Origin of the sequence: Aliikangiella sp. G2MR2-5 (genome assembly GCF_015687155.1) — a bacterium.
Lineage (GTDB): Bacteria > Pseudomonadota > Gammaproteobacteria > Enterobacterales > Kangiellaceae > Aliikangiella.
In genome coordinates this window covers 276044-293868 of record NZ_JADPQF010000004.1, presented here as the reverse complement: position 1 = coordinate 293868, position 17825 = coordinate 276044, and the positions used below count along the sequence as shown (strand labels likewise).

Here is a 17825-nt window from a genome sequence, read left to right as displayed (position 1 = left end):
TTCTCTATTGGTTATGATAAAAGTCATATTTTTTTTAACACAAGAATTAATTTTGTCTAAAAAATTAATCAATAACTAACGGTGATAATAGCGTTTCCCAATCTGCTTTATCGATGGATTGAATCAAATCATTTGTTTGATAAAGCTCCCTGGCCAACTCTGTTTTGTGCTGCTGCAACTGGTGGATTTTTTCTTCAACAGTACCTTTGGCAATTAAGCGATAAACAAATACCGGCTTGGTTTGGCCAATGCGGTGAGCGCGATCGCTAGCCTGAGATTCTGCAGCAGGATTCCACCAGGGATCAAAATGAATTACCGTATCTGCGGCAGTTAAATTTAATCCGGCACCACCTGCTTTTAAACTGATAAGAAATACCGGTATGGTGCCGCTCTGAAATTGCTCAATCAAACGACTTCTTTCCTTAGATTTTCCGGTTAATTTTAGAAAAGCCAAATCCATTTCTGTTAATTCTTTTTCAATAATATCAAGCATAGACGTAAACGAAGAAAAAATAAGAACTCGACTGCCTGTATCAACAAGTTCAGGCAGTACAGTTCGCAGCCATGTTAATTTTGACGATTCATATTCTTTATCTTTCGCAAACTTAACCAATTTTGGATGGCAGCAAATTTGCCTTAACCTCAGCAGTGCATTGCCAATAACGAGTTGATTCCCTTTACCTGCATGCTCGTTAATAGCCTTCTGAACTTCTTCAAGCATACTAATCCGAACGGACTCATACAGGTCTGCTTGCGACTCTGTAAGTTCTATAAATTCAGCTATCTCGGTTTTAGAGGGAAGATCAGCTGCTACTTTATCCTTGGTTCGACGTAACATAAATGGACTAACGCGGAGTGAAAGTTGCTTCTGTACTTGTCGATCATTCTCTTTTTCTACAGGATTTTGGAAAAGACGCTTAAATATTGCTTTTTCTCCAAGCAGCCCAGGCATAAGAAAATGAAACAACGACCAAAGCTCTCCAAGATGATTTTCCATTGGAGTACCAGTTATACACAACCGATGTTTTGAGCTCATGGAAAATGCGATTTTACTAATTTTTGAGCTAGAGTTTTTTATCGCCTGCGCTTCATCCAATATCAACATATATAATGATAACTGATTCAATAACGCTGCATCCCTGAGTAGGATGCCATAACTGGTCACTATCAGATCACTATCTTTTAACCGTTCCAGGTTTTGGTGGCGCTGACTTCCTGACCAACGCATACAATTTAATTCCGGAGTAAATTTGGCAGCTTCAGTGATCCAGTTTCCGATAAGACTGGTGGGTGCTACAACCATAGCTGGCGTTGTCATTCTTCCTGAAGCTTTTTCAATTTGAACATGAACCAGGGTTTGAAGAGTTTTTCCTAACCCCATATCATCTGCGAGAACTCCGCCGATATTGTTTTTAGTCAGGAACTGTAACCAGGATACGCCATATTTTTGATACTCTCTAAGTTGCGCGCGAACGCTCTGAGGAATTTTTGGCTTAGTGAGCCCTTCTGAATGACTTAATGCCTTTGCCTTGTCCTGTAAGTGTTGGGCATCACTCCAATTGGTTCTTGCTCCAATAAGAGATTCTATCTGTTGTATCAAGTTGAGCTTGGAAGTCGACAAGCGAAGCTTCTCTTTTTTTAATGTGCGGACTTCTCTTAGTTCGAGTAATGTCGAGACTATGGATTCAATTCTTTCCCTAGCAATAGAAACGATAGAGTCATTTGGTAATTTGAGCAATACCGATTCCTCTGAACCAGACAGGTCTAATTGACCGCTGTGTAACATTTCTACGATCATCGGTAAAATATTAATGGGTGTCCCATCGATCTTTACACCAACTTCAAACTCAAACCAATCCTGACTTTTACTCTCACCTGAAATATTCGGCTGCTCCATCGCAACTTTTGCATACCAATCATCAGCCTTCTTTTGATTGAAGCGGAATCCAGCGGCAAAAGTAATCTCCCAACCTTCCTGTTTCAAACCTCTTAGAAGTGGTAACCAGTGGCTAAAGTCTCCCTTGAGATAACGGTCAGCTACACTTAATTCAGCGACAACCGGAGGTTCAAAACAGGCTTGAACCGATTCAAGATAGTACAGCTGGTAAAGATAGGCGGCTACATCGCTGTACAGATTTTCACTCGCATGATCATCTCTTGTACCAAGCAAATGCTCAATTTCTTCCAGAGAAAAATCGTCTTCACCAACAGCAAATTTTACTCTGGCAATATCAAAGTCAAAAATGGCACCTTTGCGCCATGCAGGAAAAAACTGATGGCTTGTAACCTCAATCTTAGGGATAACCAAATCTTTCGAACCAGAAGACACACTAAGTCTTTTCAATAGTTCTAGCTGTTTTCTTGTATAAGCCTGTTCAACATATAAATAGCTTTCGGATGGGCTGATCCAAAGCTTTGTACCGATATTTACCCAGTTATCAGAAGCTGATACACATAGCCGACTATCAAGCGGCTTTCTGTGGCAAGCTTTCCAGAAAAGACGGCCCGTTTTTGCGATTTTCGGAAGTATCGAATGTTTAACCCGATCATCAAGCAGAAGATTATTTTCAGACAGCAATATGTCAGTTTTTTGTTGCCAGACTTTTTTAAGTTCTAACAAAATTTCCTGGTCTGTCAAACTAACAAACTTCGGAAGTTTATCGGAGACATTAAGACTTAAATCTAACGGGCTTTTGATTTGATATTCATGCTGCTGAGTTAAATAGGCTTTGTGAACCGACAATGTGGTGTTTTCGTTTTCTTTTTTTAAGACATACACGACTCTATGCCTGGCCATATTGGGGAAAGGATCATAGTGCTGGTTGCTTCGCCATCGGTTGAAGTAGTCCCTCTCATTAATATAACTTTCCTGCTGCTTTAATGAAAACGGCAGCCTGTCAATCTGAACTTTACTTTCTATCGCTAAAGCAGCCAAATGGACACAGTCTTGAATATTAGCCTCCAAAACAGAGGACTTCTCAAATGTATTGCAGTTACAAAAGTTTTCCGCGTGTCCTTTTGCAAGAGGCCAGGAAAGCTGAGCCTTGACCAGCTTTTCTTCATAAAGAAAGACTCCTTGCACTTTATCTTCAGCTTTGATGCAGCGCCAGTCCATCAACATATCATCAAATAATAGCTTTATTCCGGCGAAGAGAAGATCGAGGGAAAATAGCTGAGACAGGTGATCGTTTGGGCCTTTGTAGGCAAGCGGCTTGGTTAGCAAGTCGAATTCCGTAATCGTTTAGTTTTAAATACAAACGAGAAACTATATCAAGGAAAGAGTGCAGTAGGAATAGACAGCTTATAAATTCTGTAGCTATCTCTGTATTAAAGGCTTAGCTGCCTTTTTTATTACACATGCCAAAGACTGGCGTACAGCAACTCCTTCAAATACCAAATAACCAATTGATTTATATGATTTTTTTCATTATTTTTCGATTTTTTAAAAAAAATTAGCACTCAAGGGGGTTGAGTGCTAAAAATTTGCCCCCATATTATCGCGGAGTTTAATTTTTAACCTGTATTTTTTGGATTCATCCAAAGAAATTTTATTCTAAACCACTCAAATTAAAGACAATTTGATTAGGAGATACTAAATGAGCATTCGTCCTTTACATGACCGCGTACTAGTCAGACGTATGGAAGATGAAACCACTACTGCTGGTGGCATCGTAATTCCAGACAACGCAAAAGAAAAGCCGAGCCGTGGCGAAGTATTGGCCGTTGGCAATGGAAAACATTTGGACAATGGTGATGTACGTTCATTAGACGTTAAAGTTGGCGACAAAGTATTGTTCGGTAAATACGCTGGCAACGAAGTAAAAGTAGACGGTGAAGAGCTACTAATTATGCGTGAAGACGACATCATGGGAATTATCGAGTAAGTAATAACTTGCTGATTCCATTAAAAATTATCAAGATTTAAAGAATTTAGAGGAAAATACCAATGGCAAAAGACGTAAGATTTGGTGATGACGCTCGCTCACAAATGGTAGCAGGCGTTAACACTTTAGCAAATGCAGTAAAAGTTACTTTGGGTCCTAAGGGGCGCAATGTTGTTCTGGAAAAATCATTCGGTGCACCTACAGTCACTAAAGACGGTGTTTCTGTTGCTAAAGAAATCGAACTTGAAAACAAATTCGAAAACATGGGCGCGCAAATGGTTAAAGAAGTTGCGTCACAAACTTCTGACGTTGCAGGTGACGGTACAACAACCGCTACCGTTCTTTCTCAATCTGTACTTAACGAAGGTTTGAAATCTGTTGCCGCAGGCATGAATCCTATGGACCTTAAACGCGGTATCGACCAGGCAGTTAAGGCAATTGTTGCTGAATTAAAAGCTATTTCTGTTCCTTGTGAAGATAGTAAAGCGATCGCTCAGGTTGGAACTATTTCAGCTAACTCTGACGCAAACGTTGGTGAAATCATCGCAACTGCTATGGAAAAAGTTGGTAAAGAAGGTGTTATCACTGTTGAAGAAGGTAGCGGCTTAGAAAACGAACTGGACGTTGTAGAAGGTATGCAGTTTGACCGTGGTTATCTGTCTCCTTACTTCATCAACAATCAGGACAGCATGTCTGTAGAGTTGGAAAGCCCATACCTGTTAGTTGTCGACAAGAAAATCTCTAACATCCGTGATCTTCTTCCTGTATTGGAAGCGGTTGCGAAAGCTGGTAAACCACTACTGATCATCGCTGAAGATGTTGAAGGTGAAGCACTAGCGACTCTGGTTGTCAACAACATGCGCGGTATCGTTAAAGTAGCTGCGGTTAAAGCTCCTGGTTTCGGCGACCGTCGTAAAGCTATGTTGGAAGACATCGCAATCCTGACTGGTGCAACCGTAATCTCTGAAGAAGTTGGTTTAAACCTTGAAGGTGCAACTTTGGATGATTTAGGTACTGCCAAGAAAATTTCTATCACTAAAGAAAACACAACTATTATCGATGGTGCTGGTGAAGCAGCAAACATTGAAGCTCGTGTTGAGCAAATCCGTCGTCAAATCGAAGAAACTTCTTCTGACTACGATCGTGAAAAGCTACAGGAGCGTGTTGCTAAATTGGCGGGCGGTGTTGCAGTAATCAAGGTTGGTGCAGCAACTGAAGTTGAAATGAAAGAGAAGAAGGCTCGCGTAGAAGACGCACTTCACGCAACTCGCGCAGCAGTTGAAGAAGGTGTTGTACCTGGCGGTGGCGTTGCTCTGGTTCGTGCAGCGGCAAAAGTTGGTGAATTAAAAGGCGCTAACGATGACCAAACTGCTGGTATCCATATTCTACTTCGCGCAGTAACCGCTCCACTTCGTCAAATTGTAAACAACGCAGGCGACGAAGCTTCTGTTGTTCTTAACAACGTTGCGGCAGGAGAAGGTAACTACGGTTACAACGCAGCAAACGGCGAGTATGGAGACATGATCGAAATGGGTATCCTTGACCCAACTAAAGTAACTCGTAGCGCGCTTCAACATGCAGCTTCAGTTTCTGGATTGATGATCACTACCGAAGCCATGGTTGCAGAACTGCCTAAAGAAGACTCTGGCCCAGATATGGGCGGAATGGGTGGTATGGGCGGCATGCCAGGAATGATGTAATTCATTCTCTTCCGCTAGAAAATTAAAGGCGCTCAATCGAGCGCCTTTTTTTTATTTCAATGCGATATCAATGAATTATTGATGTCGCTGTAACAACCTAATAGTTTATTTTTAATTGAGCTTTATCTACTTCTTTTGCTCCAGTTTTTCCTGCAATGCCCTTGCTTGCGCTGGAGATAAATTTCTGACGGCTCTTTCAATCGCGTATCGCTGTTCTGTTGAAGACATACTATCGAAACCTTCAATATTAATGACTTCTTTAATATCATCCCGTGTCAAAGTTTTTTGTACTTGAACAATCAAGTCATTCATTTCCAGAGTAATATATTGCCCTGCTTCAGGAGGTCGCTCTGAATAGTGTACTTCTCCGTTTTCATCAACCCATTGATAAACTTTTTGCTGAGCATGCTTTCCAGTATAGAATTCAGCTTGTGAGACTTGTCTACCCATAAAAATATCACCGATATCATCCATTAAAACGGAAAAATTTTCTTTCGCTTGATACTTCTCCAGAGCATAACCAATCTGCGTAAAGTCTCTGCCACCAAATAGTTGAAGTCCTAATAGTATTAATGCCATCAATACTAATATCAATAATAGTCGCTTAATCATTGGATATTGCCTCGCATCGTAACCACTCTATTTTTCCCTATTTGCGATAAACCTTAATTCGCTTCTGCTCTATTAACAGGAAATTCCATACCTAGCCATGCTTTGAAAAAAGCTTTCTGAGTTTCACTAGGTGATTCTAAAAACCTTATTTTTCTTTTTTTACTCAATCTCTTAGTAAGCTTTAAATGTCTCTTGATTAGCTGCCGGTCTCGAAACAGAGTCAGTTCAACTTCATCCCCTTCATTATATTGTATCAGCCATTTTTCCAAACTTTTTGAATCGACCTGTCGCTTATCAATTGCCAGCAGAATGTCTCCACTTGTTAATCCGGCTTCCCAGGCTGGGCCTTCTCTCTCAACCGAAGTCAATTGAATTAAACTACCTTGTTCTTTGCTTTCAAACCCCATCCAGACTTTATTATCGCTGTTTTTAACAGGAGCAAACTCAAGTCCAACTTTGTTGAGAAGATTATTGAAATCAATATCCTTTGGAGATTCTATATTTTCTCGCCACCAGTTTTTATAAAGCTTATTTGTGAGCTTCTCAATAGTCGCAACCACTTCTGCTGTGTCAAAGTCAGTTACGACAAACTGTCTTCCGTCACGTTTGTCATTTTGCTTTTGATAAAGAGAATCATGCAGCTCTTTAATTCCCGCACTCATATTGCTATCTTCAAGCATTTCAAAATCGAGTAGCCATGAAGCCATAAAGCCTTCCGTGTATATATTTACGCTGAAATTGTTAGCAAAATCACCACCTTGAGCTATCCATTTTTCCATACTCGCAGCAGAGATCGACTGGATATTTCTACCTGGCTTTTGTTGAAATTCATCGATTCGCTCAGCTAGCTTATCCAAAAATTCATCCATGGTCTGCAGATCTGAATTTAGCAAAATGTGGTCTTGTAAGTAACTTGTAGTCCCTTCAGCTAGCCATAACAAATCGGAGTAGTTTTCATGCTGGTATTCGTAAGGAACCAGTCCTTTGGGTCGATAAGCTTTTACGTTCCAGGTGTGCACCAGCTCATGTGCTGCAGTTCTTAGAAATCTGTCTAAATAGTCCTTCCTTTTAGCAAATAGCTCAGAAGGACGTTGAATTACGGTAGAGTTTATATGCTCGGTAGCACCTGTTGCTTCAGCTGTAGCATGGATAATAAACACATACTTTTGATAAGGATAACCCTTCCAGATAGTTTGCGAGGCGCTTACCATTTTCTGTAAGTCTTCAACTATCGTTTGACTTTTTTTTGCAGGTTTTCCCCAGATAACAACTTGATAGTCACGCTCATCCTCGCTAAATTCGTAGACATCATTCACTCCAGTTTCAATTGGAGAATCTGCCAGCTGGTGATAATCCTGTGCCAGGAACTCATGTGGCTGAGCCTGAACCATACCGGAAAAGCTCTTCCAGCCGACAGGAACATTCAGCTCGACACGATGCACTTGTTCCATCAATTCGGGCACATACATAAACACTGCTGTAGCATCGAGATATGCATGAGAATAATCGATATGACGAGTTCTTGAACTCAGTTCATTGGCATAGAGCAAGTAACTAACCGTCAATTCTCTTTCAGAAGGATTTTCGATCTGCCAACTCGACTTATCTATTCTCTTCCAAACGAGTTCTCGCCCGTTTTTTCCCTTAGCGATGAAATCACGGACACCATTCGCCTGATTGAGTATTTTATAATTCCCAGTACGCCATGCCGGCATCTTGACAACGACAGACTTCATTCCAGCAGGAATTCTCATTTCAACCTGTGCAAGATGATGCTCTGGTTGTTCAATGCTTATTAAATAAGACACTTTGGCGCTCAGTGAATAACAAAAAGTAGTTAAGAGCGAAAGAAATGTGATTTTTTGTATGAGTCTCATTGCTGACCAAATTGGTATATTGAGGCGTTTTACCTGATTAGAATTGTGGCTCATTTAAACAAAATCAAACTCTGGAATCAATTTAAGTGTTTAACAAGGTGAAATCCGTGAAATATAGTAAACTCAATTTTCAACATGAGGTTGCGGATTTTAACTGTATGAGCAAACCATATTCAGAAGCTTGTGAGAGAAATCAAAAGCCGATATTCGATGTGATAGAGCCCTATTTAGTAAGCTGTCGCTCGTTACTCGAGTTAGGTAGTGGTACCGGGCAACATGCAATTTATTTTGGTCGAAGACTAAAGCATTTGAGCTGGCAAACCAGTGATCTGAGAAGTAACCATCATGGAATCAATCAGTGGATCAAAGAGTCGGATATTGGCAATATACTCCCACCAATACCGCTTGATGTACTCAATGACGAATGGCCCAAAACCCTGTATGAAGCTTCTTTTTCGGCAAATACTGCGCATATTATGCCATGGGAAGCCGTTGAAGCCGCATTTTACGGACTTAGTCGAGTACTAAAACCAGAAGCACCGCTTCTGATATATGGCCCATTTAACTACAAAGGAAAATTCACCAGCGAAAGCAACTGTCAATTTGATCGTTGGCTGAAACAGCAACATGCACATCAAGGTATTCGAGATTTTGAAGCTATGTGTCTGTTGGGTGAAAAAAATGGCTTTCAGTTTGAAAAAGACATTGCCATGCCGGCAAACAATCGTATTTTAGTTTGGGTCAAGAAACAGTGATACCGGCTAAAGGCCATATAGGAAAGTACGGCCTTTAGCATGACTATCATTTATTGACTGGATTCAGCTTTCATCACCTTTACTTTTTGTCCTTTAGAATCAATTTCGTATTGCCCAACCTCAAGCTGGGTATCACCTTTGCCCACAACAACAGGTATAGTAAACGGCTTACTTAAAATCTGGCCATTTTCTTCAACCGATGCCACCAGATGAATGTAAAAAATACCATCTTTAGGAGCCACGACCTTAAGTGTCGGCAACGCGCTTCTTTCACCTGACTTTCGTAGTTCACTATGCAAATCAAGCTGCTGACTAACCCAGGTTAATTTATCAGAAGGAGTGATATTTGCACGAATACCAGATTTAACGCGAGAACTAAATGAGAGTGAAATTTCGATCTGCTCACCGGCACTTGGGTTTTTCGTTAATAGCTTATAATTCATATAGATTGGTGCAGATGGTTTGCCAACCGACTGTTTGACGCTATTGCTCTGCTTTTCATTGTGATGATTTCCAGCCAATACGCTTGTCATCATGGTGGATAACATCATAACTAAAGTTAATTTAAAATACTTCATAAGGATTATCCTTTTCTAGTTAGCCACAATTGTTACATCGACACAGGTCGTTTTACTGGTATTGGTGTCACCATCGACATTCGCATATTCATAAACATCCATAACATAACTACCGGCATTCAAATTCTGTGATGTCGTCTCATTACCATTCGTTTCACTGAAAAAGCTCACGGCTCCTTGTTGGTAAACAACTATATCAGGATCATCTCCACTATTTTGACCATTGGCAGTGAAGCCATAACTCCCATTGGTTGCAATATCAAAACGAATATACTGACGATTTCCCAACTTGTTATATTCGCCGTTAGTATTATTGAAACAAACTTCAACACTGCCTCCGCCCACTGTGGCAGTCTTATACACAGGTATTGAATCTGCATTTCCACCATCATTCGTTTCAGTGGAGCCATAATCATCAGCTACGGTAATATTCTGTGATGCGAGCAAACTATCTATCGCAGCACTATTACTCGGCGATTCCGTTTTGATCTGGTTGGCCAGAGAAAAAATGGAGGTAAAGGCATTGGTTGTTTTTTCACCATTGACTAACGCCTGATAAATAGGTGCAAAGCCCAGGGTTAAGTTATCCGAACCATCGTTATTTGAATCATAAAAGTCATAGAGTAGTGATTGCACACTCGACTCTGAAAACCAGCCCTGGTTTGTTGAGGGATTAGACTCAACATTTATGGAAAAGCCTTGTCCCTGAGCAGCGCCAAAGGAGTCTCTGTAAACAGGGTCGTCGGTCACAATGCCTGACAATGCGTTTCCGTAACCTTCACCAAGAGCAACACGCATATCTAGCTTGTCTGCGCCACCATGTTGTCCACCAAGAGAATCGGTACGAGAAAACTGATCTTCAAAATAATGTCCCCACTCGTGGATAATTACATGATCATCATATTCATCCGTATCGCTATTGGCTCCCCCAAGGATATAAATTCCAGGACAGGCGCCGCTACTCAAATAAAAAGACGTTCCAATTTGACCACTATCAAAATTGACACATTGGTCTCCATTGCTGCCTGAAGTATTTACATTATTCGCACTCCAGTGAAGCCTTAGAGCAGGAAATTGTGCGCTACTGTCAACTGAGAGCACTTTTTGAATCGATTGATATACATCATCTAGAATAGCGAAAGGTGCTGCAACTCTGGTTCCGCCATAACTTGAGCCACTCCAGCCTGAAGACGCATTCAGATTTAGGGAGACATCCCTTCCTGAAACATCCTGTGTCGATGAATCCATAACATAGATTGCATCATTGCTGGTGTTATCAACAACCGTAAAGTCCCATGACGCTGTTCCAGTCTGCTTGAGTTCCGCCTTAACTCTCACGATTACGTTTCCGCCGTCAGCGACATCGAAGTTGTAATTCCCAGATTCATCGCTGACAATAGTCTGCAATACGCTTGCATCAGAGGCCTGCAATAACTCTACTGTGGCGCCTCGAACAGGTGCCTGACTGATATTGTTGTAATCCAGAGCATTATTGCTTGTGTGAGGAACCAGATCGAAAGTGATAACGCCAGAAATAGTTCCCGGACCAGATAGACCACCGCCATCACCACCACTACCACCGCCACTATCATTGGAGCTGGAGCCACCACCACCGCACGCAATAACGGCCGATAAGAAAACTGCAGGAAGCAAAGCTTTCAACAAATTCATAATTACTCCTGTTCGAGCATGAAAAATATATTTATTGAGATAAAATACTAGTCGAGTTTTGCTGAATTGTCGGTGAATTATTCACCTTTTCTTTCGTAATTTTTGCAATATTCTTAAACGATACTTTTTTATTGTCTATTAACTCGCTGATTTTTACGAAATTAAAATTGCTCTTCAGTTCGGGCAGCTTCTTTGCCAGAAATGAAAAGGTTTCTGGGTAAGGGTGACAAATTACCACGACTTTACCGTATTGATGAGCAATATTTTTTGCCTGCTCTAAACGTCGGAGCAGAATTTTCTCCAACTCTATTTTTTCACTTTGAGTATGATGATCTAGAAAAATATCTCGACCGACGGCGGGAACTCCCCACTTGGAGGCAATACTTTCTGCCTGCGATTCTTTATTAGTTTTTGAGTCCAGAAAATACCAGTTTCGTGCTTTTACCGTTTGCATGACCTGATTCATTTTCTTGATATCTTGAGTCAACAAACTCCCCATATGATTATTCAAGCCAACCAGGTGTGGGATCGTTTCTGCATTTTCAATAATTGTATCTAACACTTCCTGCTCTTCCATGTCAGAAAAAATCGCGCCCGGACCAAGCAAATCAGGACGAGAGAAAGCTTCCATCGGTTGATGCATAATAACTTCATGTCCATTTTCATTAGCCAAATTGGCGATTGTGTAGGCATGTGGAGTTTTTGGCAGTATTGCCATAGTCAAAGGAACAGGTAGTTGAGCCAGTTGACGAGCAATTATTGAGTTATCACCCAGGTCATCAACAACTATTGAAATCAAAGGCTTATTCGCCTCTATTTTATCTTCGAGCTCAGCTGCGCTCACCGAAGCAAACATTAGATTAATGATTAGAGGTATTAACAACAACTTGTAACCAATGACTTTCATTTTGATATCTGGAATCCCGTGAACTATCAATTTGACTTATAAATTTATTAGGAGTTGATGTGCCTGCTCGAGTTCCAAATCAGAATATGAACTTGCATCCAGTGTACTGATGTTGCTTTGGCTAGCCCTAGACTTTGAATCGGAAGCTAAATTTGCTGATTCGGGTTTGTAGTATACGTTTGGTTTAACGCCGACATCCTGAATTTTCTTACCAGAGGGAGAATAATACTCGGCAGTAGTAAGCTTCATCCCTGCCTTATCATTTAATGCAAATATCGACTGAATAGAGCCTTTTCCATAAGAGTCACTTCCAAAAATTGTTGCCCGGCGATGATCTTTTAATGCTGCAGCCATAATTTCACTAGCAGAAGCAGAACCCTCGTTAATCATTACCAGAATTTCCATAGAACGAAACGGAGTTTCTGAATGCGCGTAGTAGGTTTCACTTGCTCCTTCTGCTCTGCCAGCTGATATCAAAAGCTTGCCTCGGGCAATAAATAGATCGGCTAGTTCAAGCGCGACCTCCATCACGCCGCCAGGATTATCCCTTAAATCAATAATTAATTTATTTAGCGGCTTGGATCGAGATAAATACTCAACCGCACGTTTAAACTCTTCAACACTATGTAGGGTAAACTGATTAATAGCGATATAACCTACACCAGAATCTAATAGCTTACTGGTGACACTTTCAATCAAAATGATTTCACGGGTAAGTTCAATAACTTTAGGTTGAGGAAACTTTGTTGACGCCACAGTGAGGGAAATACTAGTACCTGCTTGACCTTTAAGTAATTGATAGATTTCTTCTGCGGGCTTAAACTTGATAGATTCTCCTCCAACTTCAGTAACAATCATCCCTACTTCCAGTCCTGCTCTTTCAGCCGGACTATTTTTAAGCACTTCTGCAATTTCCAACCCAAATTTATGGTCGTTAAAACTCAAACCAATCCCAGCATATTCCCCTTCATTATCGCTATTAAACCTGGCAAAATCATCCGGAGAGAGATATCGTGAGTGTCGGTCAAGATGAGCAACCATTCCGTTAATGGCGGCTCTTAAAAGCGTTACGTCATCCACTTCTTTGACATAAGAAGTTTTAATTTGGTAATAAGCTTCGCTAAATGCCTGAAGCTCCTCAAGCGCCAAGGGTTCTGTAGGGGTTTTCGCCCATAGGCTGAAAGCTGCGGCACCACCAATGACAGTCCAAAAAAAGCGTAATTTAGTTGATTTCTTGTACATGATGAACTCTCAATTAACAGGTATAGAGAATTAGACTCTACCCCATACTAATACTTATTCTACACTGCATAGTCCCGAATGAGGCTATCAAATAGTTGGTTTGTTGAACCAATTCAAGTATTTTAGCCTTAAATCGGCTCATCTAAAGCAAATTATGGATAAGGTATTTTGAAAAAGAAACTACTTAAGTTTGGAGTCGCTTTACTATTAGTACCGATAACTCTTTATCTAAGCCTCCCTTTATGGGCACCGATCGCTGCAAAAAGCTTTCTACCAGAAAAGTGGGTGCTAACAAACATAGATCTTGGCTATCCCAATCTTAATGCCTGGAAGTTTAATTCAGTCCGACTGGAACATCAGGGGTATCAACTTTTTGTTGATGAGCTAATGCTAGAATTTGGTGCTGAGGCAATCAGGCTGTCTAACTTGACCGCTAAAGTGATGACTAGCACCTCTCCATCCGGCCCTTTGCAATTGCCCCGACTACCTCAACCATTGCCGCTAGATGATTTGCCATTCAATCAACTCACAATTGAAGATTCGATCATAGTACTTCCACATATCACTCTCAGTGTTGGTCATATCAGTTTTAGCAGAAACGCTCAACGACAATTCGAGTTATCAATAGACTCGATTTCCGAAACACGGCTGAAAACAAATGATAAATCTAGTCCATTACCCGCTACCCTGAGCCAGTTAATGCCATTAGTCGCTCGCATAGAAACTGACGCCCAGGGCTTTAAAATTCCGCTATACAAGGAAAATACTCGGATAGCTCAACTGAACTATCTAAACACGGAGCTTCCCCCTCAAGTTGTCGTCACTATTTACCCGGAAATAATCAACGCGCTACTAAAGGTATTGGCGGACAATAATTTCACACCTTTTTCAGGTAAATTAAGGAGCGCAAATTTTCTCTCTCCATTAGAGCTCATTGTGAATACCACACAAACTGAACACTTAACCGAGTTGACGGATTACCCGGTTAACGAAATCGGGGTAAAAACCAGTTTAAGTGTTGCAGAATTATCAAACTCTCCCTTGAATCTGGAAATATTCGTAAAACCGACAACATCTCCACACCAGTTCAAAATTAATAGCTTGCTTTCAAACGAAGGCTTAGTTGTATTTCAAGAATATGAGTTAAGCAAACCTAGGCTACACATTAGCGGTTTGCTAGATACCGATTCGATGCGACTAACAAATACTTCTGTCGATATGACCCTGGAGTCGTCTAATAGTATATTTGGTGAAGGAGAATTTAAAACAGATCAAGGGACCTTGAACATCACGACAGATTCGCTTGCGTTAATACTATTCGAAAATGCTAAAAATCTGATGTTCAAGCTGGCACTTAAAGTTAATAACCTTCAATTTTTGGAAAAAAATAAGAAGGGGGAAAAATTCGCATCCAATATAGATTCACAGTTAACTATTAATATTAAAGCTATTGAAAGCTTGTCACTTGAAAAACTATTGGAGACAATGAGTATCGAGGGAAATATAAACTTAAGCCACATGAAAAACAACCGTTGGACTCCTTCTACTTCTGCTACGGCAAATATTAATTTAAAAGAACTTTCCCCTTCATTATCCAGTGGCACTATTGAATTTATGTTAAAAGATTTTAATGGTAGTCTCGACGGACTTTATTACACTTCTCTGGACATTCCTCTAAGCTTTACACTTTCAAACAGTCAAATGATAGGAATGGGTCAAATAGTAGTTGATTCAGGTTCTCCAATCCCAATTGAAATAGATTGGAATAGAGAGAGAAAAAGAGGAACCATTGGACTAAAGAAGTCACCTTTGGAACTCAGTCTTATTGATCAATTGATTCAAAACAAACTGGGAGAGAAAGTTGAAAATTTCGCTTTGTTTAGCGGAGATTTAACTCAGCAGTCAAACATATATCTGGATAAGGATCTACATATAAAATCTTTGTTTAAGATGGATAACGGAGAAGTTTCTGTCAATGACAATAGCATTCAGCAATTATATATGCGCAGTGAGCTAGACTTTAAGGAATCAATCAAGGTTGACACCGATTTTAATGCAAAAAAAATTGTACTCGCCAGTGGTCTTGAGTTATCAGATTTCTCATCAAAAATAGAATACTTTCAAACGTCAACCACACAATCGATGACAACTAGAGAGGATTCTGACTTTGCTATAGTACTAACAGATATTAAAACAAAAGTTATGGGTGGAGAGCTTATTGCAAATCAGATAAGCCTCGATAGTGATGGATTTGATTCCAGTCAGATACTGTTGAATAAACTCTCTCTCACCGAACTCATCTTTTTTCTCGGTTTAGAAACACTTTATGGAGAAGGAGAGCTTGATTTTGAGCTTCCATTAAAACAAAAGGGCGATGCAATCGTTATTGAAAATGGTCTTTTTAAAAGCAAAGGAGACGGAATTATTAAATATGATACGGGTCAGGATCTTTCTGGAAGTCAAAATATTGCTTTTAAAGCGTTGCAAAATTTTCATTATAATGAGCTGGACGGGACGCTGAACTATAACAATGAGACGGGCTACCTGATAAAAATTCATCTATTGGGTTCCAACCCGGATTTATATGATGGTAGAGCTGTCGACTTTACCTTCAATATACAGGGTAAACTGCCAGGACTATTTCGCTCGTTATTCCTATCAGGCAACTTTGAGAAGAGTCTACTGGAATCTTTGACTAAAGAAGGAACGCTCGACACACAAAAAAACAACTAGTTGTTCATCCGCTATTCATCTAAACTGTTTTATTGTGTTAGCGAATAGAAATTCAAAACGGTTGAGTTATAACCGATTAAAGGACATCAAGATGCGAAATGCCATTATTATACTGATAGCAATCCCAATTCTAAGCGCCTGCAACCCTACTGTTAGGGTTGAACCCATTAAAATAGAGGCCAATATTACTATCAGCCATGAGATTAAAATCAAGGTTGAAAAAGATGTAGAAGAAGTGCTATCTGAGGAAGACCTCTTTTAATTATTCAATATTACTCGACAAACTTCACCGAATGCAGGATTAACTTATGAAAGCCATCAATTACCTAATACTTATTTTCTTGCTTATCTTTAGCGCCCAATTGTCAGCATCGCCACTTAGCGACCCCAAAGAGAAAGGAATTATAGGTGAACGCTTTGACGGATATTTGGGTATTGTTAAAGATGCATCTCCAGAAATTCAAGAGCTGGTAAAAAGCGTCAACACCAAACGTAAAGCGCATTACATGGAAATAGCCAAAAAGAGAAAACAGTCCCTATCTCAAGTTCAGATGGTGGCAGGTCAAACAACGATTAAGAAAACTCAGAAAGGTCACTATATCTTTTTACAGGGAAAAGGCTGGGTGAAGAAATAACAGGATCAACTTAAAAAGAGAGCGCTAGAGCGCTCTTTTTAGAGAAATCAGTGAAACCTAGTCCTTCAGTAGCGTAGTTTGAAAACATTCAACGCCACTCCAAATCTGATAAAACTTTTCCAGTTCGGGATAGTTTTTTCGCCATTCTATATCACGGTGACGAAAATCCAGATACTCAAGTGCGCTCATCAAGCAAATTTGTAAAATTGTTAGAGTTTCCGGCAAGAGCGATAATTTTGATTCGATATATCCAAGCGTACGCGTAATCGCTTTATTTTGTCTCTCCCACCAAAACTTGCTAAAAGAATCTTCGTTTTTTCGAGTTTCTTCAATTCGCCGGGAAACGAGGCTATCGATCAGACCGGAACAAACAGAAAGCAAAGACTTCAGTCGCCAGTCTGCATAAATAGGGTTGAATAGTTCTCCACCAGTATAATTCGCATCGAGATAATCGCAAATAACTTCGCTATCGACGATAGTTTCGCCATTATCTACCAGGCAAGGAACCTTACCTAACGGGCTCGCTGTGAGAAAAGCTTCCTCATCTTTAAACGGGTGAGACTCGATAAATTGCACTTGATCACTGATGCCCAGCAGGGCGATAATCGTTCTAACATTTTTGGCATAGGGCGAAGAAAGGGTATAGTAAAATTGCATGAGCTGTCCTTATTCAGGCGAAGAAGATGACAATCGAAAGTGAAACTAGTATAAACCATTCCGATAACGCTCGAACAGCGTCAAAAGTGCTCAACCCGTACCAGAGTCCGTCCGCCAAAGGATTATCTCATCAACCCGATGAAGCAGCACCAGAGCCAGACTATAAGCTATATCCTCCACTTTCTATAGCTATCGCAACATTACTCGGTTCATCGCTCGCGGGAGGTTTTTTACTCTATGCTAATTTTGATAGCGTTGGAGAGAAAGGCAAAGCTCTCGCTGTGGTAATAGCCACCATTTTGCTCTCGGTAATAATCATTTTTTTCAGCCTGGTGTTATTTCCCAACTCTTATTTAAGTTATATTGTGGTCAACTTTATCGTTGCGATAATGCTCTTGCCTATTGCATTTTTTTCACAAAGACACTGGCTAGATGAACTTGACGACGATGAAGAAAGACTTCACACACTGGGCCGTGCTGTGATTATAGGCTTCATCGGCTTCTTTGGCCAAAGTGTCATTATTTCTCTCGCGGTAACCCTATTTTTTGGGTTACCTCATCTGCTCTAAAAAAG

Annotated in this window: 15 protein-coding genes; 7 read left to right on the top strand and 8 right to left on the bottom strand. The window is 40.4% G+C overall.

Going from position 1 to position 17825, the window contains the following annotated elements; translation table 11 throughout:
* Window positions 1-64: 64 nt before the first annotated feature.
* Window positions 65-3223 (bottom strand): DEAD/DEAH box helicase, encoded by a 3159-nt coding sequence (locus IYN84_RS14310; RefSeq protein WP_196139922.1) that lies wholly within the window; start codon window positions 3221-3223, stop codon window positions 65-67.
* A 373-nt stretch (window positions 3224-3596) separates the two neighbouring features.
* On the opposite strand from IYN84_RS14310, the gene groES reads away from it, so the two are divergent.
* Window positions 3597-3884 (top strand): co-chaperone GroES, encoded by a 288-nt coding sequence (gene groES, locus IYN84_RS14305; protein ID WP_196139921.1) that lies wholly within the window; start codon window positions 3597-3599, stop codon window positions 3882-3884.
* 62 nt (window positions 3885-3946) lie between these two features.
* Window positions 3947-5584 (top strand): chaperonin GroEL, encoded by a 1638-nt coding sequence (groL, locus tag IYN84_RS14300; protein WP_196139920.1) that lies wholly within the window; start codon window positions 3947-3949, stop codon window positions 5582-5584.
* Window positions 5585-5710: 126 nt separating this feature from the next.
* Here the strand turns inward: groL and IYN84_RS14295 are convergent, their stop codons facing one another.
* A complete protein-coding gene (locus IYN84_RS14295; RefSeq protein ID WP_196139919.1) occupies window positions 5711-6196 on the bottom strand; it encodes a DUF4124 domain-containing protein in 486 nt (161 codons plus the stop codon).
* 53 nt (window positions 6197-6249) lie between these two features.
* A complete protein-coding gene (locus IYN84_RS14290; protein WP_196139918.1) occupies window positions 6250-8004 on the bottom strand; it encodes a PDZ domain-containing protein in 1755 nt (584 codons plus the stop codon).
* Between the two features lie 227 nt (window positions 8005-8231).
* Between IYN84_RS14290 and IYN84_RS14285 the strand changes: the two genes are divergently transcribed.
* On the top strand, window positions 8232-8828 hold the full coding sequence (locus IYN84_RS14285; RefSeq protein WP_196139917.1) for a DUF938 domain-containing protein: 597 nt from the start codon (window positions 8232-8234) through the stop codon (window positions 8826-8828).
* A gap of 50 nt (window positions 8829-8878) precedes the next feature.
* Here IYN84_RS14285 and IYN84_RS14280 read toward each other — a convergent pair whose 3' ends face one another.
* Genes IYN84_RS14280 through IYN84_RS14265 form a run of 4 tightly spaced genes read right to left on the bottom strand, consistent with a single transcriptional unit; the run spans window position 8879 to window position 13226 of the window.
* Window positions 8879-9406, bottom strand: a complete 528-nt coding sequence (locus IYN84_RS14280; RefSeq protein ID WP_196139916.1) for a hypothetical protein — start codon at window positions 9404-9406, stop codon at window positions 8879-8881.
* A 15-nt stretch (window positions 9407-9421) separates the two neighbouring features.
* Window positions 9422-11077, bottom strand: a complete 1656-nt coding sequence (locus IYN84_RS14275; protein WP_196139915.1) for a hypothetical protein — start codon at window positions 11075-11077, stop codon at window positions 9422-9424.
* Between the two features lie 31 nt (window positions 11078-11108).
* Entirely contained in the window at window positions 11109-11984 is an 876-nt protein-coding gene (locus tag IYN84_RS14270) for a divergent polysaccharide deacetylase family protein (protein ID WP_196139914.1), read from the bottom strand.
* A gap of 36 nt (window positions 11985-12020) precedes the next feature.
* A complete protein-coding gene (locus IYN84_RS14265; protein ID WP_196139913.1) occupies window positions 12021-13226 on the bottom strand; it encodes a S41 family peptidase in 1206 nt (401 codons plus the stop codon).
* Window positions 13227-13394: 168 nt separating this feature from the next.
* Between IYN84_RS14265 and IYN84_RS14260 the strand changes: the two genes are divergently transcribed.
* The 3 genes from IYN84_RS14260 to IYN84_RS14250 all read left to right on the top strand — a co-directional run bounded on the left by IYN84_RS14260 (window position 13395) and on the right by IYN84_RS14250 (window position 16594).
* Entirely contained in the window at window positions 13395-15959 is a 2565-nt protein-coding gene (locus IYN84_RS14260) for a YdbH domain-containing protein (protein ID WP_196139912.1), read from the top strand.
* 91 nt (window positions 15960-16050) lie between these two features.
* Window positions 16051-16221: a YnbE family lipoprotein gene (locus tag IYN84_RS14255; RefSeq protein WP_196139911.1), complete on the top strand. Its 171-nt coding sequence runs from the start codon at window positions 16051-16053 to the stop codon at window positions 16219-16221.
* A gap of 46 nt (window positions 16222-16267) precedes the next feature.
* Window positions 16268-16594, top strand: coding sequence for a YdbL family protein (locus tag IYN84_RS14250; RefSeq protein WP_196139910.1), 327 nt, complete (start codon window positions 16268-16270; stop codon window positions 16592-16594).
* Between the two features lie 57 nt (window positions 16595-16651).
* On the opposite strand, the gene IYN84_RS14245 is transcribed toward IYN84_RS14250, so the two are convergent.
* Complete coding sequence (locus IYN84_RS14245; protein WP_196139909.1) at window positions 16652-17251, bottom strand: glutathione S-transferase family protein; 600 nt, start codon at window positions 17249-17251, stop codon at window positions 16652-16654.
* Between the two features lie 26 nt (window positions 17252-17277).
* On the opposite strand from IYN84_RS14245, the gene IYN84_RS14240 reads away from it, so the two are divergent.
* A complete protein-coding gene (locus tag IYN84_RS14240; RefSeq protein ID WP_196139908.1) occupies window positions 17278-17820 on the top strand; it encodes a hypothetical protein in 543 nt (180 codons plus the stop codon).
* Window positions 17821-17825 lie beyond the last annotated feature (5 nt).